26 protein-coding genes are annotated in these 24,832 nt (G+C 70.9%); 10 read left to right on the top strand and 16 right to left on the bottom strand.

Annotated elements, in window-relative coordinates:
* Window positions 1–25 precede the first annotated feature (25 nt).
* Window positions 26–724, bottom strand: a complete 699-nt coding sequence (locus tag ABD663_RS10080) for a Type 1 glutamine amidotransferase-like domain-containing protein (protein WP_344738077.1) — start codon at window positions 722–724, stop codon at window positions 26–28.
* Window positions 725–836: 112 nt separating this feature from the next.
* Here ABD663_RS10080 and ABD663_RS10075 point away from each other — a divergent pair, with 112 nt between their 5' ends.
* Window positions 837–1,400, top strand: coding sequence for a DnaJ family domain-containing protein (locus ABD663_RS10075; RefSeq protein ID WP_344738075.1), 564 nt, complete (start codon window positions 837–839; stop codon window positions 1,398–1,400).
* 7 nt (window positions 1,401–1,407) lie between these two features.
* Here ABD663_RS10075 and ABD663_RS10070 read toward each other — a convergent pair whose 3' ends face one another.
* A complete protein-coding gene (locus ABD663_RS10070) occupies window positions 1,408–2,796 on the bottom strand; it encodes an aldehyde dehydrogenase family protein (protein WP_344738072.1) in 1,389 nt (462 codons plus the stop codon).
* Window positions 2,797–3,016: 220 nt separating this feature from the next.
* Here ABD663_RS10070 and ABD663_RS10065 point away from each other — a divergent pair, with 220 nt between their 5' ends.
* A complete protein-coding gene (locus ABD663_RS10065; protein WP_344738070.1) occupies window positions 3,017–3,781 on the top strand; it encodes an EAL domain-containing protein in 765 nt (254 codons plus the stop codon).
* Window positions 3,782–3,820: 39 nt separating this feature from the next.
* On the opposite strand, the gene ABD663_RS10060 is transcribed toward ABD663_RS10065, so the two are convergent.
* The 6 genes from ABD663_RS10060 to ABD663_RS10035 form a co-directional block, all read right to left on the bottom strand.
* Window positions 3,821–4,336, bottom strand: coding sequence for an SRPBCC domain-containing protein (locus ABD663_RS10060; RefSeq protein WP_344738068.1), 516 nt, complete (start codon window positions 4,334–4,336; stop codon window positions 3,821–3,823).
* Complete coding sequence (locus tag ABD663_RS10055) at window positions 4,333–4,689, bottom strand: ArsR/SmtB family transcription factor (RefSeq protein ID WP_344738066.1); 357 nt, start codon at window positions 4,687–4,689, stop codon at window positions 4,333–4,335. Before ABD663_RS10055 ends, ABD663_RS10060 begins: the two co-directional genes overlap by 4 nt.
* Window positions 4,690–4,763: 74 nt before the next feature.
* Entirely contained in the window at window positions 4,764–5,960 is a 1,197-nt protein-coding gene (gene dinB / locus ABD663_RS10050; protein ID WP_344738064.1) for a DNA polymerase IV, read from the bottom strand.
* Between the two features lie 59 nt (window positions 5,961–6,019).
* Entirely contained in the window at window positions 6,020–6,544 is a 525-nt protein-coding gene (locus ABD663_RS10045) for a GNAT family N-acetyltransferase (protein ID WP_344738062.1), read from the bottom strand.
* Window positions 6,541–6,789: a helix-turn-helix domain-containing protein gene (locus tag ABD663_RS10040; RefSeq protein ID WP_344738060.1), complete on the bottom strand. Its 249-nt coding sequence runs from the start codon at window positions 6,787–6,789 to the stop codon at window positions 6,541–6,543. The genes ABD663_RS10045 and ABD663_RS10040 overlap by 4 nt, the downstream gene beginning before the upstream one ends.
* Complete coding sequence (locus ABD663_RS10035; RefSeq protein ID WP_344738058.1) at window positions 6,786–7,406, bottom strand: hypothetical protein; 621 nt, start codon at window positions 7,404–7,406, stop codon at window positions 6,786–6,788. Before ABD663_RS10035 ends, ABD663_RS10040 begins: the two co-directional genes overlap by 4 nt.
* Window positions 7,407–7,544: 138 nt before the next feature.
* Here ABD663_RS10035 and ABD663_RS10030 point away from each other — a divergent pair, with 138 nt between their 5' ends.
* Window positions 7,545–8,108, top strand: a complete 564-nt coding sequence (locus ABD663_RS10030; protein WP_344738056.1) for an NYN domain-containing protein — start codon at window positions 7,545–7,547, stop codon at window positions 8,106–8,108.
* Window positions 8,109–8,119: 11 nt separating this feature from the next.
* Window positions 8,120–8,680: a DEAD/DEAH box helicase family protein gene (locus ABD663_RS10025; protein ID WP_344738054.1), complete on the top strand. Its 561-nt coding sequence runs from the start codon at window positions 8,120–8,122 to the stop codon at window positions 8,678–8,680.
* Window positions 8,681–8,698: 18 nt separating this feature from the next.
* On the opposite strand, the gene ABD663_RS10020 is transcribed toward ABD663_RS10025, so the two are convergent.
* On the bottom strand, window positions 8,699–9,565 hold the full coding sequence (locus tag ABD663_RS10020) for an AraC family transcriptional regulator (protein ID WP_344738052.1): 867 nt from the start codon (window positions 9,563–9,565) through the stop codon (window positions 8,699–8,701).
* Between the two features lie 50 nt (window positions 9,566–9,615).
* Window positions 9,616–10,263, bottom strand: a complete 648-nt coding sequence (locus ABD663_RS10015) for a class I SAM-dependent methyltransferase (protein WP_344738050.1) — start codon at window positions 10,261–10,263, stop codon at window positions 9,616–9,618.
* Window positions 10,264–10,671: 408 nt separating this feature from the next.
* On the opposite strand from ABD663_RS10015, the gene ABD663_RS10010 reads away from it, so the two are divergent.
* The 6 genes from ABD663_RS10010 (at window position 10,672) to ABD663_RS09985 (ending at window position 17,488) form a co-directional block, all read left to right on the top strand.
* The gene (locus ABD663_RS10010; protein WP_344738047.1) at window positions 10,672–11,772 is read left to right on the top strand and encodes an acetamidase/formamidase family protein; all 1,101 of its coding nucleotides are present in this window, start codon (window positions 10,672–10,674) and stop codon (window positions 11,770–11,772) included.
* On the top strand, window positions 11,762–13,375 hold the full coding sequence (locus ABD663_RS10005) for an AtzH-like domain-containing protein (RefSeq protein ID WP_344738045.1): 1,614 nt from the start codon (window positions 11,762–11,764) through the stop codon (window positions 13,373–13,375). The genes ABD663_RS10010 and ABD663_RS10005 overlap by 11 nt, the downstream gene beginning before the upstream one ends.
* Window positions 13,376–13,434: 59 nt before the next feature.
* Window positions 13,435–14,622, top strand: coding sequence for a pyridoxal-phosphate-dependent aminotransferase family protein (locus tag ABD663_RS10000; RefSeq protein ID WP_344740209.1), 1,188 nt, complete (start codon window positions 13,435–13,437; stop codon window positions 14,620–14,622).
* Window positions 14,623–14,678: 56 nt separating this feature from the next.
* Window positions 14,679–15,953 (top strand): Zn-dependent hydrolase, encoded by a 1,275-nt coding sequence (locus tag ABD663_RS09995; RefSeq protein ID WP_425561793.1) that lies wholly within the window; start codon window positions 14,679–14,681, stop codon window positions 15,951–15,953.
* Between the two features lie 137 nt (window positions 15,954–16,090).
* Window positions 16,091–16,888, top strand: coding sequence for an AraC family transcriptional regulator (locus ABD663_RS09990; protein WP_344738041.1), 798 nt, complete (start codon window positions 16,091–16,093; stop codon window positions 16,886–16,888).
* 45 nt (window positions 16,889–16,933) lie between these two features.
* A complete protein-coding gene (locus tag ABD663_RS09985; protein WP_344738039.1) occupies window positions 16,934–17,488 on the top strand; it encodes a DUF5655 domain-containing protein in 555 nt (184 codons plus the stop codon).
* A 5-nt stretch (window positions 17,489–17,493) separates the two neighbouring features.
* Here ABD663_RS09985 and ABD663_RS09980 read toward each other — a convergent pair whose 3' ends face one another.
* The 6 genes from ABD663_RS09980 to ABD663_RS09955 form a co-directional block, all read right to left on the bottom strand.
* On the bottom strand, window positions 17,494–18,399 hold the full coding sequence (locus tag ABD663_RS09980; protein ID WP_344738037.1) for an ABC transporter permease: 906 nt from the start codon (window positions 18,397–18,399) through the stop codon (window positions 17,494–17,496).
* Window positions 18,396–19,202 (bottom strand): ABC transporter permease, encoded by an 807-nt coding sequence (locus tag ABD663_RS09975; RefSeq protein WP_344738035.1) that lies wholly within the window; start codon window positions 19,200–19,202, stop codon window positions 18,396–18,398. The genes ABD663_RS09980 and ABD663_RS09975 overlap by 4 nt, the downstream gene beginning before the upstream one ends.
* Entirely contained in the window at window positions 19,202–20,023 is an 822-nt protein-coding gene (locus ABD663_RS09970) for an ABC transporter ATP-binding protein (protein ID WP_344738033.1), read from the bottom strand. Before ABD663_RS09970 ends, ABD663_RS09975 begins: the two co-directional genes overlap by 1 nt.
* 8 nt (window positions 20,024–20,031) lie before the next feature.
* The gene (locus ABD663_RS09965) at window positions 20,032–21,138 is read right to left on the bottom strand and encodes an ABC transporter substrate-binding protein (RefSeq protein ID WP_344738031.1); all 1,107 of its coding nucleotides are present in this window, start codon (window positions 21,136–21,138) and stop codon (window positions 20,032–20,034) included.
* A gap of 107 nt (window positions 21,139–21,245) precedes the next feature.
* Window positions 21,246–24,008, bottom strand: coding sequence for a molybdopterin-dependent oxidoreductase (locus tag ABD663_RS09960; protein WP_344738029.1), 2,763 nt, complete (start codon window positions 24,006–24,008; stop codon window positions 21,246–21,248).
* Window positions 24,005–24,832 (bottom strand): FAD binding domain-containing protein, encoded by an 828-nt coding sequence (locus ABD663_RS09955; protein WP_344738027.1) that lies wholly within the window; start codon window positions 24,830–24,832, stop codon window positions 24,005–24,007. The genes ABD663_RS09960 and ABD663_RS09955 overlap by 4 nt, the downstream gene beginning before the upstream one ends.

Here is a 24,832-nt window from a genome sequence, read left to right as displayed (position 1 = left end):
CCGGTGAATCACCCCACCGCGGTATTCACCGCGAGTCGGCCAGTGAGCCGTCGACGTCGAAGCGCCGCCAGTGGCCGGTGGAGATGACGACGGGGTCAGCGCTCGGGTCGCGCACGAGCAGCGCGGAATCGTCGTCGATGAACCACACCTGCTGGCCGGTGCGCGCCGCGCCGCGCGCCGCCCACTGCTCGGCGGTCGGCGACATCCAGTCGGCACCCAGATGGCCCATGAAGAACCAATCGAACAGCGGAACGGCGGGTGCGACCGAGTCGAGGCCGAACATCTCGAGCTCTTCCTGGTCGTTGAAGTCCTCCGGCCAGCGGTCCAGTCGGCGAGGGAAGATCATCGAGCCGGCGCTCCACCCCACGTAGACCTTCTCGTCGAGGAGCTCCGCCAGAACGGGCGCGAGCCCCGTCTCCTTCCAGGCGTGGGCCAGCCACAGGTTGCTGCCGCCGTAGCAGAGGATCACATCGGCGGCCCGCAGCCGCTCCTCCACCAGGCCGGCCGGGCCGGCGAAGAGGGAAGCCACGTCGAACTCCGCCCAATCGAGCGCGCGCAGCCCCTCGAGGTGTGCGACGAGCTGCGAACTGTCGCCCGCGAACCCGAGGATCGCGTCGATCACGACGACGACGCGCGACTCGGCGATCGGCTTTCCGAGCAGCTCCACAAGCGCGTCTCCGATGGCGGCGTTCGTGATTCCGTTGGAGGTGAGGAGCATCCGCATCGGCTCAGGCTAGACCCCGCGGCCAACGCTCGGCAGCGGTCTTGGTGGCTCCGGTGTCCCCTCTGCACTCGATGAGGTTGACTGGATGCCTCGGGAGACCCGAGGAGGTGGCATGTCCGACGCACGAAGCGAGGCCGCTCGCTATGCCGCGCGCCGCGCCGCGGGCGAAGACCCGTCCGCGGACCCGGATTCGGGCAAGCCTTCCTCGTCGCTCACCGCGCAGAACATGTCGGCGATCGTCGAGACCGCGATCCAGCAGGCGATCCGCCGCGGCGACTTCGACGACCTTCCTGGCGCCGGCAAGCCGATCGAGGGCCTCGGCTCGCACCACGATCCCGACTGGTGGATCCGCCGCAAGATCGAGTCCGAGAACCTCACCGGGCTCGGCCCGCCTGCGCTGAGCCTGCGGGTCGAGAACCTCGAGCTCGACGCCCAGCTCGATCTGGAGTCGAGCGAGGCCCGCGTGCGCGAGGTGCTCGACGACTTCAACCGCCGGGTCGTCGAGGCACGACGCCAGCTGCAGGGTGGACCACCGGTCGTCACACCCACGCGCGATGTCGACGCAGAGGTGGATGCCTGGCGCGAGCGCCGTGCCGCCCGCGCGCGTGCGGCTCAGGAGGCCGACGAAGCGCAGGCGAAGCCCGAGCGGCGCAGGCGCTGGTGGTCGCTGCGATGACCGGCGGCTACCGCGTCCTCACGAAGCGGTGATTCAGGAACTCCTCCGCACCCCATCGGCCGTGCGCGCGCCCGAAGCCGGACGCCTTGACGCCGCCGAAGCAGACAGCGGCGTCGAGGTCGGGCCCACGGTTGATGAAGCACATCCCCGAGTCGATCCGCTCGGCCACAGCCTCCGCACGCCCGGGCTCGCTCGCGTAGACATAGGCGCCCAGGCCGTATGGCGAGCCGTTGGCGATCTCGACCGCCTCGTCATCGTCGTGCACACGGTACGCGATGGCGATGGGGCCGAAGAGCTCCTCACTGTGCACGTCGGCGTCGTCGGGGACGTCGACGAGCAGTCCCGGAGCGAAGATGTTGCCCGCGCGTTCGCCGCCGACGAGCGTCGCGCCCTGGGCGACAGCGCGATCGACCTGATCCTGAAGGCGCTCGGCGGCCAGGTCGGACGACAGCGTCCACGTCGCATCATCCGGCACCGACGGGTCGGGTGTGCCGGCGATCCTGACCTGCTCGAGGTAGAGGCGGACGAACTCGTCGTAGAGATCGTCCATCAGGATGAACCTCTTCGCGCAGATGCAGGCCTGTCCGCCCACCAGCAGCCGCAGGTCGACCGCGTCCGCGACCGTGCCGGCGAGGTCGTCGGTCGACAGCACGACGAAGGGGTCGGAGCCGCCCAGTTCGAGGGACACCCGCGTGAGATGTCTCCCGGCGATCTCGGCCACCGCGGCGCCGCCCGCAGCGGAACCGGTGAACGAGACCGCGTGCACGCGCGGATCGGCGATGATCATCTCGGTCTGTTCGTGCGTCGAGTACAGCGCGGTGTAGACGCCCTCGGGCACCCCCGCCGCGTGCACGAGCTGCTCCATCAGGGCCGCACTCTCGGGGCACTGCGGCGGCGGCTTGACCAGCACGGTGTTCCCGACGATGAGGTTGGGCGCAGCGAACCGGGTTGTGAGCATCACGTGCGCGTTCCACGGGATGATGCCGAGGATCACGCCGAGCGGCCGCTTGACCACCATGCCTCGGCCGTCGGCAACGTCGATCGGCTCGTCCGCCAGCAGCTCCGCACCGTGGTCGGCGTACCAGCGGTACATCGACACGTCGAAGTCGAAGTCCCACCCGATGCTCTCGGGCGGTGCGCCCATCTCGTGGATCAGCAGTCGTCGCAGTTCGCGCGCGTTCGCAGCCTGCAGGTCGGCGATCCGATGCAGCACCTCCGCGCGGTCCGCGATGTCGGTGTCACGCCACGAGCGATACGCGGAGTGAGCACGATCGATCGCTGCGACGACGTCGGCGTCGGTGAACGCCGGTCGTCGTGAGATCTCGGTTCCCGTGCGCGGGTCGACGACGGCGAAGGTTCGCTCGCGCGCCGCATTGCTGATCGAGGTGGTGGACACGATGTCTCCCTCGGGCCGACGGAGCGTCCCCGGCGGGGCGGATCTCAGCGCTGTGCGCTTCTCCGGGTCTGCGGTTGCGCGTGACCATACCGGCGTCGGACTGGGGATGCAACGGGTTACGTCATCGCGGCCGAACGGCCGAAGCCCCGCATCATAGCGGGTGACCCTGTTCGGGTGCGCTCCCCTTGCACCGGATCGTCCCTTCCGGCTCACTTGAGGGATGCCCGACACAGAAGACCTTGCGGCCGACCTGGCGACCGCCCTGCGTGACGGCCAGATCGAAGCCGCGTATCAACCGCAGATCTCGCTGAAGACCGGCGACGTCGAAGCCGTCGAGGCGCTGTGCCGGTGGCATCACCCGTCGATGGGCGAGATCGACCCGGCCACGATGGTCGACCTGGCCGAGAACACGGGCGTCATCCACGAGCTCGGCCGCTTCATGCTCGACGACTGCCTGGACCTCCTCGAGAGCTGGCGCGCGAACGGTCGTGATTGGGAGCTCGCCGTCAACGTCTCGCCGCTGCAGCTGGTCGACGAGGCGTTCGCGCGCTACGTGTTCGACGAGTTCCGCCGACGCGGCCTCGCCCCGGCATCCCTCACGCTCGAGATCACCGAGAAGCTGCCGTTGCTGGATGCCTCCGCGGTCGTGCCGCGGTTGCGGGTGCTGCGCGAGATCGGCGTCGGCATCTCGCTCGACGAGTTCGGCGCCGGCTACGCGTCGCTCGAGCGTCTCGAGAACCTGCCGTTGACCGAGGTCAAGCTCGCGGGTCCGCTCGTGCGCAGCACCGATCCCGATCGTCTCGGCGCGCTGCGCGAGAGCGTCGAGGTCGCGCACGAGCGCGGCCTGCGCGTCGTCGCCGAGGGCATCGAGACACAACAGCATCTCGAGACCGCGGCCGAGTTGGGCTGCGATCGCGCGCAGGGGTTCCTCATCAGTCGCCCGCACCCCCGCGCCGCGGTCGAGCAGGGCGTCTCGGTGCAGTAGCGCACGGTGGGACGCGCGCTCGCCGCCGCATGCCGGACCCTACCGGCCGAACATCTCCGCGTAGTGGTTCGACAACGCCGGGTAGTAGGCGTCCCACTCGACCATGGCGGCGTCGCCGCCGCCGTGGGCGACGACAAGGCGATCGAGGTAGTAGTCCCATCCCGGCCCGACCGTCTCGGCCGGAACCGCGTCTTCCATGCGCTGCGCGAATCGGAAGGTGGTGACGCCCCGCTCCTCAGTGAGGTCGAGTTCGATGCGCCACGTCGTGTCATCGTCCGGCGAGGTCGACTCGGTGACCAATCGGCGAGGCGGATCGCACAGCAGAATCCGGTGGGTCTCGGGCGCGGCATCCGGATCTTCGGCTGTCATGCGGAACTCGACCGACCCGGTGGTCGGGTCGCCCGACCATGTGCCGATCCAGCGTTCCAGACGGTGGGGTTCGGTGACGGCCGCCCACACGTCGTCTCTCGGCGCGCGGAAGGTGCGCTCGAACACGATGTAGACGGCGCCGTCGCGCACCTCGCGTCGGCCGGTCGCCGTGGCAGTGGGGGTCATGCGGTCTCCTCTCGGCGGATCGGGGGCGTCTCGCGTCGTTCGCGCACCGTGCGCTTCACCTCGAGTTCGAGCGCATCGAGGCGCGTCGGGTCGACGCGCGGCTCACCGGCGAGCTCGGTGAGCAGCGCGCGAACCGGGCGCAGACCGTCGTGGTCGAGCGCGTAGTGCCGCTCGCGTCCGACCTCGGTCGCCACCACCAGGCCGCCCTCGCCGAGCAGGCGCAGATGGCGGCTGATCGCCGGTCGGCTGATCGGATGCTCGGCCGCGAGGTCGGCCACGCGCGCCGGCCCGGCCGCGAGCCGCCGCACGAGCGCACGGCGCACCGGGTCGGCGAGCGCGGTGAAGACATCCACACACCATTGGTAACGTATCGGTTACCAATTCGTCAAGGGGCCGACGCCGATCCCGCGCTAGACCGGAAGGCGACTCACTCGTGCTCTGGCAGCACCGGCGTCGACCACCCCGGATCGCGTCCGAGCTGCGTCGCGCGCCCGACGGATGCCGCGCCGAAGCGGTCGCGCACGGCATCGAGCACCGAGTCGAGCCTCATGCCGTCGTCCCAGTCGATGGGCAGCTCGGGCGGGATGCTGTCGGCCCGGGCGAGCTGCGAGAACGAGACGCCGATGAGGGTGATGCCGCGCTGCTCGATCTCGGGCTGCGCGACGGCGAGCAGACCGCGGGCGATGCCGAGCAGCAGAGCGGTGCGGTCGGTCGGCGATCGCAGCGACCGCGACCGCGTCGCCTTCGTGAAGTCGCCGAACCGCGGGCGCAGCACGACCGTGCGGCACACGCGTCCACCCTCGCGCAGGCGTCGGCCGAGCCGGTCGACGATCTGGGTGAGGAACAGGTCGAGCTCGTCGGGCGTGCGCGGGCGGGTGCCGAGCGCGCGCTGCGAGCCGATCGATCCGCGCCGCTTCGTGGCATCCACCGGTCTCGGGTCGCGCAGGCGCGCCAGCGCGTGAAGATGCGCACCCGCCGCCCGGCCCAGCAGCCGCTCGGCGGTCGCCTCTTCGAGCTCGGCCAGCTGACCCACCGTGCGGATGCCGAGACCGTGCAGCTTCTCGGCGGTCGCGGCCCCCACCCCCCAGAGCCGTTCGACCGGCAGCGGCAGCAGGAACGCCTGCTCGCCGTCGGGCTCGACCACCAGCAGTCCATCGGGCTTGCTCACCGCGCTCGCGACCTTGGCGAGGAACTTGGTGCGCGCGACGCCGACCGAGATCGGCAGCCCGACCTCGGTACGCACGCGCTCGCGCAGTCGCACCGCGACCTGCTCGGGCGTGCCGACGAGCCGGCGCAGACCGCCCACCTCGAGGAACGCCTCGTCGATCGAGATGCCCTCCACGAGCGGCGTCGTGTCGCGGAAGACTGCGAACACGGCTCTGCTCGCCGCCGAGTAGGCGTCCATGCGCGGCGGCACGACGATCGCGTCGGGGCACAGCTCTCTCGCCAGCCGGCCGCCCATCGCGGTGCGCACGCCCCGCGCCTTCGCCTCGTAGCTCGCAGCGAGCACCACTCCACCGCCGACGATCACCGGACGTCCGCGCAGGGCGGGTTCGTCCCGCTGCTCGACCGAGGCGTAGAAGGCGTCGAGGTCGGCGTGCAGCACGGTCGCCTCGCCCCGCATCCCGCCTCCTCCGCCGCATCCGTCGCCTGGATCGTCGCAGGCACCGCGGACAGCGAAGGTCAGAGGTCGAGACGGTAGTACAGGGTGTCGCCGTGCGCGGCATCGCGGTCGACGCGGGTCGTCTCGGCGAACCCCACTTTGTCGAGTACGCGGCGAGAGGCGGTGTTCCACTCACGCACTGTGGCCCAGAGGCGGCGGTGGCGCGTGCGCCGCGCCCAGTCGACGACGGCGCCGCACGCCTCGGTGGCCAGGCCCCGCCCCCACTCCGCACGCAGGAATTCGTAGGCGATCTCGGGCTCGTCCGGCTCACCGTGGTCGTTCCGGATGAGCCCGGCGTAGCCGACGACCGCGCCGTCCGTGCGCCGGACGGCCGCGAGCAGTGCGACCGTGGCGCCGGGGGACTCGTGGCGGATGCGGTCCTCGAGCTCCTCGAGAGTCGGATGGCCGTCGGAGGACAGCCGCCGGTGGGCGGGGGTGCGCGGATCGCGTTCGGCCCACAACGTGCGCTGCACAGCGGCGTCCGCCACCCGCCACCGGCGCAGCACCAGGCGCTCGGTCTCGGCGACCGCGTCGTCGTCGGTCATCGATCCGCCCCGTCGGTGCCCGCCCTCACGAGCAGGTCGCCGACCTCGCAGTCGAGCGCGTCGCAGATCGCCGACAGAGTGGAGTAGCGGATGGCCCGGGCCCGGTCGTTCTTGAGCACCGACAGGTTGACGACCGAGACCCCGACCAGCTCGGACAGCCGCGTGACGGTCATCCCGCGCGCGGCGAGCAGCTCGTCGAGACGGCAGTGGATGCCGCTGGGGCCGTCCTCGTCCGGAGGTGTCATACCAGCCCCTCCGTGTCGCGGCGGATGCGCTCACCCACCGTGAAGGTGAGGCTGCCGAGTGCGGCCAGGAAGGCGAGGAGGATCAGCGGGTAGAGGTCGACCGCCATGATCACGTTGTCGAACGTGCCGTCCGAGATGCGCACGAAGGCGCCGTTCGCGCCCATGTTGCCGAAGAACGGCATGGCCGCGTAGCCGACGATGGCGACGAAGCCCGCCACCGTGACCAGCCGCGTGTTCGTGCGGCTGAACATCCGGCCCCGCAGGATGCTGTTCGTCACCAGCAGCAGACACGTCACCACCGTGATGACCGCGCCCGCGAGGATGATCTGCTGGATGACGATCGCGCCGACCGATGCCGCCGGCAGCTCCGGCGCGATCACCCAGCCTGTGTCGAGCTCGACCGGCGCGGCCTCGCCGTCGGGTCCGATCGGCGCCTGCGCCACCGTGCCCGCGAACTCGGCGAACACCCGCACGTCGCGGCCGGGCAGCACCTCGACGATCCGCATGACCGCCGCGACGACGGTGACGACCGCGATCGCGGCGCCCGCGAGCATGAACAGAATCATCGACACCGCATCGGCCTTCGACATCACCCGTTCGGTACCCTGCTTCGTCATGAGCATCCTCCTTATCGTTATTCGTTGTTATCGAAAAACGATAAGTCCCGTCGTGTCCGCTGTCAACCCGGCAGAGGCGCGGTGGGACGAGCGCCGGCACTAGGCTTCGGTCTAGCCGGTTCGAGGCAGGGGGCTCATGTGACGGATGCCGCATCGCGCGCGACCTGGGTGCTGGTCGACGGCGAGAACATCGACGCCACCCTCGGCACATCGATCCTGAATCGACGGCCGCAGCCCGACGAGCGCCCACGCTGGGACCGACTGGTCTCGTTCGCCTCACGCGTCTGGGATCAGCCCGCACGCGGGGTGTTCTTCCTCAACGCCACCAGCGGCATCCCGATGTCGTTCGTCCAGGCGCTCAAGGCCATGGACTACGTCGTGGTGCCGCTGTCGGGGGCGCCCGACGAGAAGGTCGTCGACATCGCGGTGCAGCGCACCCTCCAGGCCCTGGTCGACCGCCCGGCCGACGTGCTGCTCGTCAGCCACGACGGCGACTTCATCGACGACATCACGGCGCTGGTCGGCGCCGATCGCCGCGTCGGAGTCGTCGCGTTCACCGAGTTCCGCAACAGCGGCTTCACGGCGATCCCCGGGCTCGAGAAGTTCGATCTCGAGTACGACGCGCGCGTGTTCGACGCCCCGCTGCCGCGCACCCGCATCATCCCGATCGACGAGTTCGACCCGGCGAGGTTCCTGGGCTGAGGGGGTCTTCGATGCGGATCGTGGTGTCGGGAACCCACGCCAGCGGCAAGAGCACGCTGATCGCGGACTTCGTCGCGCGGCATCCGTCGTTCACGGTGCTGCCCGATCCGTTCGAACTGCTCGACGAATCGTGGGATCAGCCCACAGCGGGCCTGTTCGCCGCGCAGTTGCGGCTCGCCGCCGATCGGCTGCTCTCGGACGAATTCGACGGTGACCTCATCGCCGAACGCGGCCCGCTCGACTTCCTCGCCTACCTGCATGCGCTGCACGAGCTGGGCCGTGCGGAGCACCCCGACGAGAGCGTTCCTCGGGCCGACGAGGTCGCGCAGCGGGCGCTCTCGCAGGTCGACCTGCTCGTCGTGCTGCCGCTCGTGGACGACGACGGGATCGTCGTCGGCGACGACGAAGACCTCGAGCTGCGGGATGCCGCCGATCGCGCCCTTCTCGACCTCATCGACGATCCCGACCTCGTGGGCGACGACGTGCGGGTCGCCGAGATCACCGGCGACCGGGCCGCGCGACTGGTCACGCTCGAAGCGCTGGTCGAGTCGGCTCGGTCCGTTCGGCGGTGACGCCCGGTCGACCGGGTCTCAGCCGCGCTCGACCGGCAGCCACAGCTCGCAGGTCGCGGTGCGGAAGTCGGCAGCTCGGTCGAGCACTGCCACGATCGACGGGCCCGGACGCAGCCGCCACGGATTCGACGGAAACCAGTCGGTCGCCGTCGCGGCCCAGGCATCCTGCAGAGCATCCGGGTACGCGCCGGTGACCCGGAACACGGCCCACTGCCCGGCCGGCACCTCGATCACGTCGAGGTCGTCGGGTGCTGCGGTGTCGGCGCCGATCGCGACGCCGTGCAGGTAGATGAGGTCGGTGCCCTCGGTGTAGTCGGGGTCGACGTCGGCGCTGACCTGCAGCAGTCCGGCGGGCTCGGCGCTACTGAGCGCCTTCAGACGCTCATGCTCGGGTGCCGGCAGTCCGGCGATGAACGCCTGGATGTGCGGATTCGCACCTCGGTGAACCAGCGGCACACGGGTCGAGTGGCCGACGAGGCGGAAGGCGGGTCGGTCGGTGAGACGGGTGTCCATGGGGGTGTTCCCTTCGACGGTCAGGCGGAACCTGAGCTGTGGTTGCGATCGAAGGGGACCCCCGGTGCGCCGCACGTCGGACGGACCGACGCCGTGCACCGCGCGGAACGCCCGCGTGAACGCCTCGGTCGAGCCGTAGCCGTACCGCACCGCGATGTCGAGCATCCCGTCGTCGCCGAGCAGGTCGGCGGCGGCGACCGTCATGCGGCGGCGCCGGATGTACTCCGACAGCGGCATTCCCGCCAGCGACGAGAACATGCGGCGCACGTGGTACTCGGTCGTGCCGAGCCCGGTGGCGAGCGCGGCGATGTCGATGTCGTCGGTGAGGTGATCGTCGATGTGCTCGACGACCCGGTTGAGCGTGCCGATCACGGGTCCTCCTTCACCATCGAGCTTCATCGCGGTAGCGGGCGCTCACCCGATCATCCCGGACCGATTCGATCGGAGGTGCCGGCGGATTCGGTCAGCCGGAACACGTACGCGAACGCGCTGCGCGTGTACGCCACCCCGCGGCCGCGCTCGCGGATGAGCCCGGGGTCGGCGTCGGCAGGCTTCTTCGGCACGAGGCAGCGGTCGAGATCGGAAGTGTCGAGGCGATAGCGGCCGTCGCGGTGGTGGACGGCCGCGACGAGCATCCAGTCGGGGTGGAGCGCCGCGAGACTCGCGTCGCCGTGACTGGTGTTGGCCAGCAGCATCCCGCCGGGTCGGAGGTAGCGACGGCAGTGGTCCGAGACCGGTCCCGCGAACAGCGAGATCAACAGGTCGACGGAGGCCTCATCGACCGGCAGTTCGTCGGTGTAGTCGGCGTGCAGGAATCGCACCTCTCGTGCGGCGGCATCCACTCCCGCCTCGGCGAGTTCGGCGTCCACGCGAGCGCGGTCGCCGAAGAAGCGGGCCGCGCGGCGATCGGTGTCGACGTATGTGACCGAGCGGATGGCCGCCGACGGCGAGAGGTCGAGGTAGCTGCCCGGATACAGCGCTCGGTCGCAGGGCCACGCGGCGGCGATGGCGGCGAACAGCGGCGACCGGTCGCCGATCGACCGGCGGTACGTCGCCCACGACTCCGGCATCGGGTCAGCCCGTCGCCGGTGACGATGGTGGTGTGGCGCCGAATCTCGCCGTCGACTTCGCGAGGTCATGCGCGAGCATCACGAGGGTGCCACTCGGCCCCCGCACGAACGTGATGGCCATGCCGGGCATCCTAGCCAGGGCCTCCGGCTCAGGCATCCCACCGCGGCCCGTCGATGTCATCGGGCATGTTGTTCGCGCAGACACGCCGTGCCCAACTCCTGCAATCCGGGCGGCAATCGCCCCGATTCGGGGGTTTCCCGCCCGGATCCGCCGGATAATCAGGAGTTGGGCACGCGGCGCGCGCCCCTCGCACCCCGTGCTCGTGGCAGCCCCGGCCTCGGGCGGCCCGGCCCACACGGATCGACGGGCGACACCCACGCGAAACGTCGATGCGGTTGGATGGCTCCATGGTGCGCACGTTCCAGGTTCTTCAGCCCGGGCAGGGCGAGATCGCCGGCGACCACTACCTGGCCGCCACCCCGGCGACCGTGATGTGGGGCCGCCTGCCGTGCGAGGCCGATCCGGCCGTGCTCGAGATCGCGCCCGGCGAGACCGTCACGATCGACACCGTCAGCCACGAAGGCATCCTCGAAGACCAGGGCAAGGACCCGGCGGCCTACTTCGGCGGGCACGGAGTCGCGGCATCCGACGTGCTCACCGACGCGATCGAGATCGCCGCCGAGCTCTCGCGCGACCCCGCATCCGACGGACCGCACGTCGTGACGGGTCCGATCCGGGTGGCGGATGCCGCGCCCGGCGACCTGCTGAAGATCACCGTCGTGCAGCTCGAACCGCGGGTGCCGTACGGCGTGATCTCGAACCGGCACGGCAAGGGCGCCCTCGTGGGCGAGCTGCCCCGCGGACCCGAGAACGTCAGCGTCTTCACGCCCGTCGAAGACCGCGCCGCCGGCCCCCGGGGCGTGCTGCCGCTCACCGAGGGCGGACCCCGCCCGGTCGAGTTCCCGCTCGCGCCCTTCCTCGGCACGATGGGTGTCGCCGTCCGCGGCGACCAGCGGCCGCACTCGGTGCCGCCCGGCGCGCACGGCGGCAACATCGACATCAACCTGCTGACCGAAGGCGCCGTGCTCTACCTTCCGGTGCAGGTGGCCGGTGCCCTCGCCTACGTCGGCGATCCGCACTTCGCCCAAGGCGACGGCGAGGTCGCGCTCACGGCGCTCGAGGCCTCGCTCCGCGCGACCCTGCGGTTCGAGGTCGTGCCGCGCGCCGAGGCGCTCGCCGAGTTCGGCGAGATCGTCGGGCCGCTGGTGCGGACCGACGAGTATCTCGTGCCGACCGGCCTCGATCCCGACCTGAACGAGGCGATGCGCAAATGCGTGCGAGCGGCACTGAGTTTGCTTCATGCCCGCTACGGCATGGACGAGCACCTCGCCTACGCCTACCTGTCGGCCGCGACCGACTTCGACATCTCGCAGGTGGTCGACATCACGTGCGGTGTGCACGCCCGCATCCGCGAGAGCGACTTCACGGGGGTGGACCGTGACCGATGAGATCGTCGGCGCCGACGCCGTGCCCTCCGACCTGTTCACCGCGTTCGAGGACTACGAGCGCGCGATCCTGGCCAACGACCTCGACACTCTCGACGCGATGTTCGCCCCCGGCCCCGACACGATGCGGGGGGATGCCGCCGGTCTGCTGATCGGCCACGACGCCATCAGCGCCTTCCGCGGCGTGCGCGGCGGCGTCGCCGCGCGCGAGATCGAACGGATCGAATACCGGCCGCTGGCAGCAGGCGCCGCACTGCTCGTCTCGGTCTCGCGGTACCTCGACGGCGGAACCGGCCTGCAGACGCAGCTGTGGCAGCGCGGCACCGACGGGGCGTGGCGCATCACCGCCGCACACGTGACACCGCGCGCGCAGGCCCTCGACCGCGCGATCTGGCGCACCGTCGGCGACCCGCTCTGGCAGGGCGCCTGGGAGGGACCGCTCGCGGGGCTCACCGTCGCGGTCAAGGACCTCTTCGCGATCAAGGGATACCGCATCGGCGCCGGCAACCCGAAGTTCCTCGACTGGGCGCGCCCCGAAACCACCAGCGCGGCCGCGGTCAGCGATCTGCTGCTCGGTGGCGCATCGCTGCGGGGCATCGCGCGCACCGACGAGTTCGCCTACTCGATCGCCGGCGACAACGTGCACTACGGCACCCCGCCGAACGGGGCGCTTCCCGGCGCGCTGCCCGGAGGCTCGTCGAGCGGACCCGCGTCGGCGGTCGCGACCGGGCAGGCCGAGATCGGGCTCGCCACCGACACCGCAGGGTCCGTCCGTGTGCCCGCGTCGTACCAGGGCCTGTGGGGCCTGCGCACCACGCACGGGCTCGTCCCCAGGCAGGGGATGCTGCCACTGGCCCAGTCGTTCGACACGATCGGCTGGCTCACCCGCGGCGGCGAGACGCTGCAAGCGGTCGTCGACTGGTGCCTCAGCTTCGACGGGTCGGACTCGACCGAGAGCGTCTACGGCGCGTCGGGCAGCGACCTGCCGTGGCGGTTCCTCATCCCGCAGGAGGTGCTCGACGCCGTCGAGCCCGAGACGCGCGACGCTTTCGATGCGCTGCTCGTGCGGCTTGCGGCATCCGACGATCCGCCCTCGCTCGCGCGCGTGTCGATCGGCGACCTCGACGAATTCCTCGAGCCGTTCCGTGTCGTGCAGGGCGCCGAGGCGTGGCGCAACAACGGCGAGTGGCTGCGTGACCACCCCGGTGCCGTCGGCCCCGCAGTGGCCGAACGCTTCCGGATCGCCTCGGCCGTGACGGCCGAGCAGGAGGCATCCGCTCGATCCGAGCTGGAACCGCTGCGCGAACGTATGCAGCACCTCGTCGCGGGCGCGACGCTGCTGCTGCCGACCGTGCCCGGGCCCGCGCCCATGCGCACGCACGGGGGTGAGCGCGTCGACGCGGTGCGGCAGGCCACCCTGCGCATGACCACCCCCGCTGCGGTCGGCGGGCTGCCCGCCCTCTCGGTGCCGCTGCTGACGGTCGAGTCTCAACTGGGGCCCGCACCGGTCGGCGTGTGCCTCATCGGGCGATCCGGTGCCGACATCTCGCTCGTGCGCGCCGGACGCCGGCTCGCCCGGCTCGTCGATCCGAGGGAGGCCCCGTGAGCACCACAGACCCCGTGACCCCGCTGCCCGGACCGATCGAGCCGCCACCGCGACTGCTGATGGGCCCCGGCCCGATCTCGGCGTACCCCAGCGTGCTGCGTGCCATGTCGGCGCCGCTCGTCGGTCAGTACGACCCCTTCATGACGGCCACGATGACCGAGACGCAAGAGCTGTACCGCGGCGTGTGGGGCACCCGCAACGACGCGACGCTGCTCGTCGACGGCACGAGTCGGGCGGGCATCGAGGCGGCGATGATCTCGCTCATCCGACCCGGCGACCGCGTGCTCGTGCCCGTCTTCGGCCGGTTCGGGCACCTGCTCGCCGAGATCGCCGAGCGCGCGATGGCCGACGTGCACACCATCGAGGTGGAGTGGGGGCAGGTCTTCCCCGTCTCGGCCATCGAAGAGGCGATCGCGCGGGTGAAGCCTGCCTTGCTGGGCCTGGTGCAGGGCGACACCTCGACGACGATGAACCAGCCGCTCGACGAGATCGGGGCGATCTGCGACCGCCACGGCGTGCTGTTCTACTCCGACGCGACCGCATCGCTGGGCGGCAATCCCTTCGAAGCGGATGCCTGGGGGCTGGATGCCGCGACCGCCGGCCTTCAGAAGTGCCTCGGCGGACCCTCGGGATCGGCGCCGATCACGCTCAGCGACCGCGCCGTCGAGGTCGTGCAGGCGCGCAAGAAGATCGAGGCCGGCATCCGCGAGCCCGGCGACCCGTCGGCGTCGGACTTCGTGCGGTCGAACTACTTCGACCTCGGCATGATCCTCGACTACTGGGGACCGCGACGGCTGAACCACCACACCGAGGCGACCTCGATGCTCTACGCCGCCCGCGAGTGTGCACGGCTGATTCTGCTCGAAGGCCGCGAGACCGTCATCGAGCGGCATCGGGTGGCGGGCGCGGCGATGCTCGCCGGGGTCGAGGCGCTCGGCCTCGTGGTCTTCGGCGACGTCGCGCACAAGATGACCAACGTGGTCGCGGTCGAGATCCCCGACGGCGTGCCGGGCGACGAGGCCCGCGCTGCCATGCTCGACGACTTCGGCATCGAGATCGGCACCTCGTTCGGGCCGCTCCACGGCCGCGTGTGGCGCATCGGAACCATGGGCTACAACGCCCGTGAAGACGCGGTGCTCACCACGCTCGCCGCCCTCGAGGCCGTGCTGCGGCGCTTCGGGGCCGCGGTGCCGGCGGGTGCGGGCGTCGAGGCGGCGGCGGACGTGTACCGGGGGGCCTCGGTGTGACATCCGCTCTGCTCTCGGTCGACGGCGAACGCATCGCCGCCGCGGCGCGCCGCGTCATGGCACGCTGCGACGAACTGGCCCGCGTCACGGCGACCCCCGGTGCGATCGAGCGCGTATACCTCTCGGCCGAGCACGCGCGCGTCAACCGCCTCGCCGCCGAATGGATGCGCGAGGTCGGCATGGCGACGCACCAGGATGCCGCCGGCAACCAGGTCGGCCGCATCGAGCGGCTCACCCCGGCGGGCTCGATCGACCGCGACGGCCCCGCCCTCATGATCGGCTCGCACCTCGACACCGTCCCCGACGCGGGCCGCTTCGACGGCATCGTCGGCGTGCTCATGGCGCTCGAGGTGGTGCGGCTGCTGAGACGGCCGGATGCCGCGGGTGAGGCATCCGGCGTCGATCTGCCGTTCGCGATCGAGGTGATCGCGTTCTCGGACGAAGAGGGCACCCGCTTCGGCAAGGCCCTGCTCGGCTCGTCCGCGGTCGCCGGCACGTGGCACGACGACTGGTGGGACCTCGAGGACGAGTCGGGCACGACCCTGCGCGAGGCCGCACGCGAGTTCGGACTCGACACCGGCCGCATCGGCGAGGCCGCCCGGCGGCCCGAAGAGCTCGTCGGCTACCTCGAGGCCCACATCGAGCAGGGACCCGAGCTCGACCGCCGCGGCGAGGCGCTCGCGGTGGTCTCGTCGATCGCGTCGGCGCGGCGGTTCCAGCTCATCGTCGAGGGCGAGGCGGCGCATGCCGGCGGCACCCCGTACGACATGCGGCGCGACGCGCTGCTGGGGGCGTCCGAGGCGGCGCTGGCGGTCGAGCGGATCTGCCGGGCCGAGCACCACATCATCGGCACGGTCGGCCAGCTCGAGGCCTATCCCGGCGCGGTCAACGTCGTGCCCGGCGAGGCGCACCTGTCGCTCGACCTGCGCGGCGAGTTCGACGGTGAGCGCGACCGCGTCTGGCAACAGATCGAGCGCGACCTCGACGCGATCATGGGCCGGCGGGGCCTGCGGTGGCGGGCCCGCGAGGTGCACAGCGCGCCGGCCGTGTTCTGCGAGCCGCTGCTGCAGGACGCGGTGCGCACCGGCATCCGGTCGACCCTCGACCCGCTGAGGGAGTCCGCCGACGACCCGGCCGTGATCTTCAGCAGGGCCGGTCACGACGGCATGGCGATCGGCGCTGTCACGGGCGTCGGGATGCTGTTCCTGCGCAACCCCGACGGCATCAGCCACCACCCCGACGAAGCCGTGTCGGGCGCCGACGTGGCCCGCGGCATCCAGGCGCTCGCCGAAACCGTGCTGCAGCTGGCCGCCGATCGCCGCGCGGCCTGACGTCAGGCGATCGTCGAGGCCACCGACTTCGGAGATCCACGCGAACCGCGGTACGAAGAACGCTTTCCGACCCGAGGTTGATGCGATTCTCCGAGCCTCGTGGGGTCTGCGATCGCGGGCGGGCCTAGCCTGGGGGCGTGCTGCCCGAGCCGATTCCGCTGCCGCCCGACCTGACGGGCGCGGTGACCGAGGTGTGGGCGCTCGACATGCCCCGCGCGCACGCGTCGGAGCAGGTGCTGCCGATGCCGGCGACCGAGATCATCGTCAATCTGGCCGAGCCGTACCGCGTGCACGACGAGTCCGGCTCGTGGCCCACTCCAGGCGTCTTCCGAACCGGGCTGCGCCGGGCGGTGGTGCGGTTCGACAATCCCCCCGTCCTGCGACACGTCGCGGTGCGGTTGCCCGCTTACGGGCCCGCGCGGCTCGGCCTCGACCCCACCGACACGGTCGGCACGGTGCGGGGCGCTCTCGGCGACGACCTGGCCGGCGTTGCGGCATCCGCTGCCGATCCGGGTGAGGCGGCACGCACCGTGGTCGAGGTCCTGCGCGCCCACCTCGTACCCGAGACCCCCGAGGTGCGCACGGTTCGGGTCGCGACCGACGCGCTGCGGGCCGACCCCGCGCGGTCGATCGCCTCGCTCGCCGACGAGGCCGGCGTGACCCACAAGACGCTGATCGCGCGCTTCCGCCGTGTCACCGGCTCGACGCCGTCGCACCTGGCGCGGCTGTCGGCGGTGGATGCGGTGGTGCGGGCGATCCCGACCGAGGGCGAAGTGCCCTCATGGACCGCGCTCATCGCCGACAGTCCGTTCGTCGACCAGTCGCACTTCATCCGCTCGTTCCGGCAGCTCGTCGGGCTCACGCCGCGCGAGTACCGCGACGCGCTCGTACGATCGCGCTACGACGACCCGCGGTTCCTCGACGGCGGCGGGTGAATTCCGTACAAGGCAGGGCGGGGCGCGGCGCGGCATCCTGAAGTCATGGACGTCGAACAGGCCCGAACATCGCAGCTGCGCAACATCGCCGAGGCGACCGCAACGCCGCTCGACGAGTGGTACGCCCGCGTCGAGGCCCAGCGTGCGCAAGGGATGCGGCACGGCCAGCTCGTCGCGTGGCTCAAGTCCGAGCACGGTCTCACTCACGGCAACGCGAACGCCCTCGTGCATGCCGCAGCTGCGGCGTCGTCGACGGATGCCGCACCCGCCGACCTCGTGGCCGAGCAGTACGCCGGCGGCAAGGCCGAGATGCGCCCGGTGTACGACCGGCTCGTGGAGGTCGCGCAGAGTCTGGGCGGCGACGTCGAGGTCGCACCGAAGAAGACCAGTGTCTCGTTGCGGCGGTCGAAGCAGTTCGCCGTGCTCACGCCGGCCAGTCGCACCCGCATCGACGTCGGCCTCAACCTCGGCGACGCGCCCGCCGACGGCCGGGTCGAGCAGACGTCGGGCATGTGCACGCACCGCGTGCGGGTGGCATCCGTCGCAGAGGTCGACGCGGAACTCGAGGCGCTGCTGCGCGCCGCCTACGACCGCGCCTGACCGCGTCAGCGCTGCGAGGGCGCCATGCCCATCCGCACGAGCACGATGTTCTCGACGATCTGCACGATGTTGTAGAGCAGCAGCGTGATGAGCGTGATCAGCGCGATCGACGCCCACAGCTGGGTGAACTGCGCTTGGGCGTTGAACTTGAGGATCGCCCCGCCGATGCCCTGACCGGTGGACAGCCATTCGGCGAGCAGGGCTCCGGTCACCGCTCCCGGAACCGACACGCGCGCCGCGGCGAACAGCGACGGACCGGCGCCCGGGATGTTCACCTTGCGCAGCGCCGTGAACCGGCCACCGCCGAACACGTGCACCACGTCGATGCTCTGCGGGCTCGCCCGGCTCAGGCCGAACAGAATGCTCGCGAGCGCCGGGAACAGCACGACGATCGTGCCGATGACGGCGACGGATGCCACGGTGCCGCGTCCGGTGATGAGGATGATCACCGGGGCGATCGACACGAGCGGGATGGTGCGCAGCAGCAGCACGAGGGGCATGACGCCGGCCTCGACCGCCTTCGACAGGCTGAACAGCACGGCGAGGACGATCGCGGTGAGCATGCCGAACACGAAACCGATGCCCGAGTCGATCAGTGTCTGCCACACCAGAGGCATGAGTGCCGCGCGATGCTCCGCGGCATCCGGATCGGTGACGAGGTAATTCCAGACGTCGACCGGTCCCTTCGCGACGAAGGGCGAGATGCCGCTGAAGCTCACGATCGCCTGCCACAGCAGCAGCACCACCGCGAACGTGATCGCGGCGTTGCCCAGCGATCGGCCGATCGTGCGGGTCAGGGCGCGGCGACGGTCGGTGCGCTGCTGCGCCTGCGCGACCGGATCGGCCTTCAGCACGAGCTGCGCCGTCTGCGGCGTCGGCGGATTCTGGGTGTCGACCAGCTTCTCGGTCATGACGGCCTCCCGGCCACCCACGGCGTGACGAGCTTCACGACGAGTCCGACCAGGCTGTAGGCGACCAGGGCGAACACCGCGCACAGCAGGAACACCGACCAGACGCCGGCCGCGTCGAGCTGGCCCTGCAGGCGGATGAGCGTGGGGCCGACGCCGGCGGTGATCGCGCCGAGATACTCGCCGAGGACGGCGCCCAGGAACGCGGTCGGCACGGCGATCTGCAGAGCGGTGAGGATCGCCGGCAGCGCGGCGATCAGCCGCACTTTGCGCAGCTGCGTCCACGTGCCGCCGCCGAAGACGCGCACGACGTCGAGCGACGACTTGTCGGCCGACGTGAAGCCGAGGATCGATCCGACGACCGTGGTGAAGACGCAGACGAGGGCGGCCAGGAAGATCGCGGTCGCCGACGGGTCACCGGGGTTCTTCGCACCGCCGAGCACGACGACCGAGATGCCGCCGACGGCGACGATCGGCAGGCAGTAGCTGACCACCGCGATCTGGGTGACGACCGTCTCGGTCTTCGGGAACACCAGCACGAAGGCCGCGAGGATCAGCGCGATGCCGTTGCCCCACAGGTATCCGATCCCGGCGGCGGTGATCGTCGGCTGGAACACACTCCACGCGCCGGCGATGTTGCCGTCGAGGAAGAGCCACTCGAACACCGCCCAGGGCGAGGGCACCGGGGTGAAGCTGGTGCCCGCCTCGAGCTGGAACGCCGTGAGCGAGAACAGCCACCACGCCAGGATCAGCGCGGCGGCCCCGATCAGGCCCGCCGCCCAGGTCGGCATCCGGAAGGTGCGCACTACGCCTCCGCCTCCGCCCGACCGTCCGAGCCGAACAGCAGCTCCGACGCCTGGTCGACGTATGCGTGGAACTCGGGCGTGCGCATCAGGTCGGGCGTGCGCGGACGCGGCAGGTCGATCTCGATGATCTCTTTGACGCGGCCCGGTCGCGGAGACATCACGGCCACGCGGTCTGCGAGGAAGATCGCCTCGCTGATGCCGTGGGTCACCAGCAGCGTGGTGGCGGGCTTCTCGGTCCAGATGCGCAGCAGCTCGAGGTTCAGATTCTGTCGCGTCATGTCGTCGAGCGCGCCGAACGGCTCGTCCAGCAGCAGCACCGAGGGTTTGAGGACGAGTGCGCGGGCGATCGAGGCGCGCTGGCGCATGCCGCCCGACAGCTGTGCGGGCTTCGCGTTCGCGAAGTCCTTGAGGCCCACGAGCGCGATCAGCTCGTCGACGTAGTCCTTGTCGACGGGCTTGCCGGCCACCTCGAAGGGCAGCTCGATGTTCTTGCGCACACTGCGCCACGCCAGCAGCGCGTGATCCTGGAATGCGATGCCCAGCTCGCTGTTGGACCGCAGCTGGTCGGGCGATTCGCCGTCGACGAGCGCGGTGCCGCTGGACGGATGCTCGAGTGCGGCCAGGATCCGCAGGATCGTGGACTTGCCGCAGCCCGAGGGACCGAGAAGGGCCAGGAACGAGCCCTTCTCGGTGTGGAGGTCGGTGTCCTGCAGCGCGAGCAGCGAACGGCCGCCGCGCAGCGGGAACGACTTCGAGACTCCCGTGATCTGGATGCCGGTGCCCGTCTGGGCACCGGCATCCACGTTGGTCGGAACCGACATGATCCCTGTTAGGGCTGGTACGCCAGCAGGTCGGGGAACTCGGTGTAGATCTCGTCGATGATCGTCGTGTCGAACAGCTGATCGGCGGTGAGCTCCCACCCGGACGCCGCCAGCGACGCGAGGGTCTGCTCCTTCAGGTCGTCCGAGATGGTGAACAGGCCATTGGCCTCGGTCTCGTCGGTCGAGATGAGCAGCGCCTGCGCCTCGAGGCCGGCGGCCACCTTCGCGGGATCGAGCTCGCCGAACGTGAGGTCGCCCGCCGCCGCCGACTCGTTGTAGTAGTCGGTGACGAGGGTGACCGTGTCGTCGATCGGCTGCATGAACGTCTCGGTCCAGCCCTTGATCTCGGCGATCAGGAACGCCTTCACGAGGTCGGGGTTCTCAGCCAGGTACTGGTCGGTGACCGTGAAGGTCTCGGCGACGTACGGCAGGCCGTTCTCGGCGTAGGCGAGGTTGGTCACTTCGTAGCCGGCGAACTCGACCGTGATCGCCTCATTCGTCAGATACGCCATGAAGCCGTCCACCTCGCCGTTCATGAGCGGGGTCGGGTCGAAGTCGACCGGCACGATCTCGACCTCACTCGGATCGATGTCGTTCGCCGCGAGCAGCGCCGCGAACACCGAGGCGTTCGAATCCTGCACGCCGATCTTCTTGCCGATGAGGTCTTCGGGGGTGGCGATGTCGCCGCCGTCAGCGAGCGAGAGGATCGTGAACGGGTTCTTCTGGAAGGTCGCGCCGATGATCTTCAGCGGAGCATCCTGCTCGGCGACGGCTGCGCCCACCGACGCGGCGTCGCTGAGCGCGAACTGCACCGTGCCCGAAAGCAGCTTGGCCACGCCGGTGTCGGGACCGGCGATGCCGATGACGTCCGAGAATCCGGCCTCGTCGTAGTAGCCGTTCTCATAGGCGTAGAACTCTCCGGCGAACTCCTCGTTCTTGATCCACGAGTACTGCACGCTGATCTCGCCGAAGTCCATCGATTCGTCCGAACCGCCTGATGCGGCGGGCTCGTCGCCGCCGGAAGCACAGCCGACGAGGACGAACAGGGATGCGGCGGCGGTCGCCGCGACCGCGGCGAGTCGGGCGCGCCGCGAAAGGTTGCTGTGTGATGCCATCGGGATTGGCTCCCCCTTCTGGTGCGTTCTGATCTGACAGACGCTAGGGGTCGCACGTTTCCGCGCGTGCGTCGCGGTGTTTCGACGGTGTGACGGATGCCGGGGGGTCAGTGCGGGTCGGGGTGGCCGTTCGCGAGGCGCCACACACGCTCGCGGGTGAACGGCTGGTGATGCGGACGCGCGCCGAGGGCGCGGGCGATCGCGTTGCCGATCGCCGGTGCGACGGGGTTGTACGGCGCTTCGCTCATCGACTTCGCCCCGTACGGTCCGAGGTCGTCGGCGGTCTCGGCGAAATACACCTCGGTGTCGGGGATGTCGGCGAACTGCGGTACGCGGTACTGGCGGAACACCGGGTTGACCACAGCGCCCCTCTCGTCGATCAGCACCTCCTCGTACAGAGCACTGCCGACGCCCTGCGCGACGCCGCCCTCGATCTGCCCGCGGCACTGCGCGGGGTTCATGACCGTGCCGGCGTCGGCAGCCTGTACCGACTGCAGGAGGCGCACCGATCCGGTCTCGGGATCGACGGCCACGCGCACCGCATGGACGTTGAACGCCAGCGAGCGGCGCTCGCCGAACTCCGCTCCCGCGGCGGTGAGCCCCTCCGCGGTGCGCTCGTCCTCGCCCGCCGCCGCGACGATCTCGGCGAAACCCACGAGTCGTCCGCCGACGTCGACGCCGCCGGGAGCGAGTCGGCCCGCTGCGGCATCCGACCCGGTGACGGATGCCGCGATCTCGAGCATCCGCTCGCGCAGCGCCAGGCACGCGGCGTGCACCGCCTTGCCCGCGACCGTGATGCCGGTCGACGCGAACGCGCCCGTGTCGTGGGCGACGAGATCGGTGTCGGCGTGGCGCAGGTCGATGCTCGCGAAGTCGGCCTCGAGCGCCGTCGCCGCGATCTGACGGTGCACGGTCGTGGCACCGTTGCCGAACTCGGCTGTGCCGACGTGCACCACGTACCCGCCGTCTGCGCGCAGTGTCGCGGTCGCGTGAGAGACGTGACCGCCCGGTGCCAGCGTCGCCAGCATCCCCATCGCCATGCCCTCGCCGACGAGCCACCCGTCGGGCGGGACCGCATCGTTGCCGCGGCGCAGCGCCTCCTCGGCGAGGTCGAGGCACTGGTCCAGGCCGTAGCTGCCCCACACCAGGTCTTCCTCGTACTCCTCCTCGGGGTCGGGATGCAGCGGGTCGCCTTCGCGCACCGCGTTGAGCCGGCGCACCTCGAACGGGTCGAGGTCGAGGCGCTGGGCGAGCAGGTCCATCGCCGACTCGATGCCGAGCATCACCTGACCGAGTCCGTACCCGCGGAACGCGCCCGACGGCACGGTGTTCGTGTAGACGACCTCGGCGTCCAGCCGGCGCACCGGCGACCGGTAGATGATCGTCGACTCGGCGCAGCCGTGCATCAACACGCCGATGGCGTGGTTGCCGTACGCGCCCGTGTCGCTGAGCACATCGAGCTTGATGGCGGTCAGCCGGCCCTCGTCGGTCGCGCCCAGGGTCACGGCCACGCGCATCGGATGACGCACCGACGTGCGGGTGAACTCCTCGACGCGCGAGAAGTCGAAGGCGACGGGACGGCCGGTGCGCAGCACGGCGAGCGCGACGAGGTCTTCGCTGAACAGCTCCTGCTTGCCGCCGAAGCCGCCGCCGACGCGCGCGACGTGCACGCGCACCGTGGCGGGATCGCGGTCGAGCAGACGCGCCACCTCGTCGCGCACGAGGAACGGCACCTGCGTGCTCGAGCGGATCACGATCCGGCCGTCGTCGTCGAGCCAGCCGACCGCGCCATGGGTCTCGAGCTGTGCGTGCGAGACCCGTGAGGTCTGCCACGTGCCGTGCACCGTGACCGCGCTCGCCGCCAGAGCCTCGTCGATGTCGCCGCCGACGCCCTCGTGCAGCTCGGCGATGACGTTGCGGGATGCCTCGGCGACGCGGTCGTCGGTCGTCAGCTCGGGGTGCAGCACCGGTGCACCGGGTCGACGCGCGGCGTCGGCGTCGAAGACGGCGGGCAGCACTTCGTAGTCGACGCCGATCGCCCGGCAGGCGGCGTCCGCGGCCTCGGCCGTCTCGGCGACGACCGCCGCCACCCGCTGGCCGACGAAGCGCACGGTGTCGTCGAGGATGCGCGTGTCGTCCGGGTCGTCGGTGCGGTGCTCGTGACGCGCCGTCGAGAACCGGGTCGCGGGCACGTCGTGGTGGGTGAGCACCGCGACCACGCCGGGTACGGCGCGCGCCGCGGCGACGTCGATCGAGAGTATGCGCGCGTGGGCATGCGGTGATCCGAGCACGCGCAGCACGAGTGCACCGGGCACCGGTTCGTCGAAGGTGAACGGCTCGCGACCCTGCACGATCCGTCGGGCGGCCGGCGCGGCGACCGACGTCCCTATACCCCCGACCGCGCCGGCATCGGCACGCGCACCGGTCTCGCGCACGGGTCCGAGCGTGGCCGCGCGGATCGCCTCGCGGATCGGCCGATACCCGGTGCAGCGGCAGAGGCTGCCCTTCATGCGGCGGTCGAGGTCGGGCAGGTCGTCGACGGTGAGTGCGGAAGCGGTGACGGTCATGCCGGCGGTGCAGAAGCCGCACTGGAAGCCGAACCCACTCGCGATCGCCTCCTGCACCGGGTGCAACTCGTCGCCCGGCGCGAGGCCAGCGGCGGTGGTGATCTCGCGGCCGTCCAGACGCGCGGCGGGCAGGATGCACGAATGCACGGGCGTGCCGTCGAGCAGCACCGCGCACGCGCCGCAATCCCCGGCGTCGCATCCCTTCTTGACCTCGGTACGGCCCTGCTCGCGCAGCAGCGTGCGCGCGCACTGGCCGGGTCGCGGCTCGACGTCGACCTCGGTGCCGTCGACGCGGAACCTCATGACGCCTCCAGCCGACGTCGTGCGCGCTCGGCGAGGACGACGCTGACTCCGCGTCGCCAGTCGGCTGCGCCCAGCGGGTCGGTGTAGAAGTCATCGGCCGCCTCGACACGATCGCGCAGGTGCGCGGCATCCGGCATCCCGGGGAAGCGCATCACGTGGGGGGTGAGCGTCGCGGCGGTCACGGCGAACACCGCCGAGCCGTCGACACCGCGACGCGCCGTGACGACCGCGCCCGACCGGCCGAGTTCGGCGAGGGCGATCTTCTCGAGCACGGCGTGCGAGCTGAGCGCGGCGGCGGGAAGCTCGACCGCGCGCAGCACCTCGCCGGGCAGCAGCGCGTTGGTGCCGTTACCGGTCGGCAGGTCGGCGACCGGCATCCGGCGTTCGGCTCCGTCGGCGGTCCAGACCTCGGCGACGCCGTCGAGGGCGACCGCGAGCGAGATCATCGCACCAGCCGCGAACGACCGGCAGAGGTTGCCGCCGACGGTGGCGAGGTTCCAGATCTTGAACGACGCGAGCAGGGCGTTCGCGGCATCCGGGAACATCTCCGCCGCCCGCCAGTAGTCGGGCGGCATGATCGAGCCGCGACGCTGTGCGAACGCCACCAGATCGGCGATCGTGCACGTCGCGGCGATGCGCAGGCCCGCCGCGGTCACCTCGAGGTCGGTCCATCCCATGCCCGCGAGGTCGACCAGGCCGGTCGTCTCGGGCTGCGGCTCGCTCATGAGCCACGTGCCGCCGCCGAGAACCGTCTCACCCGGGGCGAGGCGCAGATCGGCGCGCTCGCGGGCCACGCGGTACGAAGTGACGGTCGTGAGGTCCAT

This window comes from Microbacterium awajiense, from assembly GCF_039536545.1.
Lineage (GTDB): Bacteria > Actinomycetota > Actinomycetes > Actinomycetales > Microbacteriaceae > Microbacterium > Microbacterium awajiense.
The sequence above is the reverse complement of the archived record's forward strand: the minus strand, read 5'-3'. Positions and strand labels throughout refer to the sequence as shown.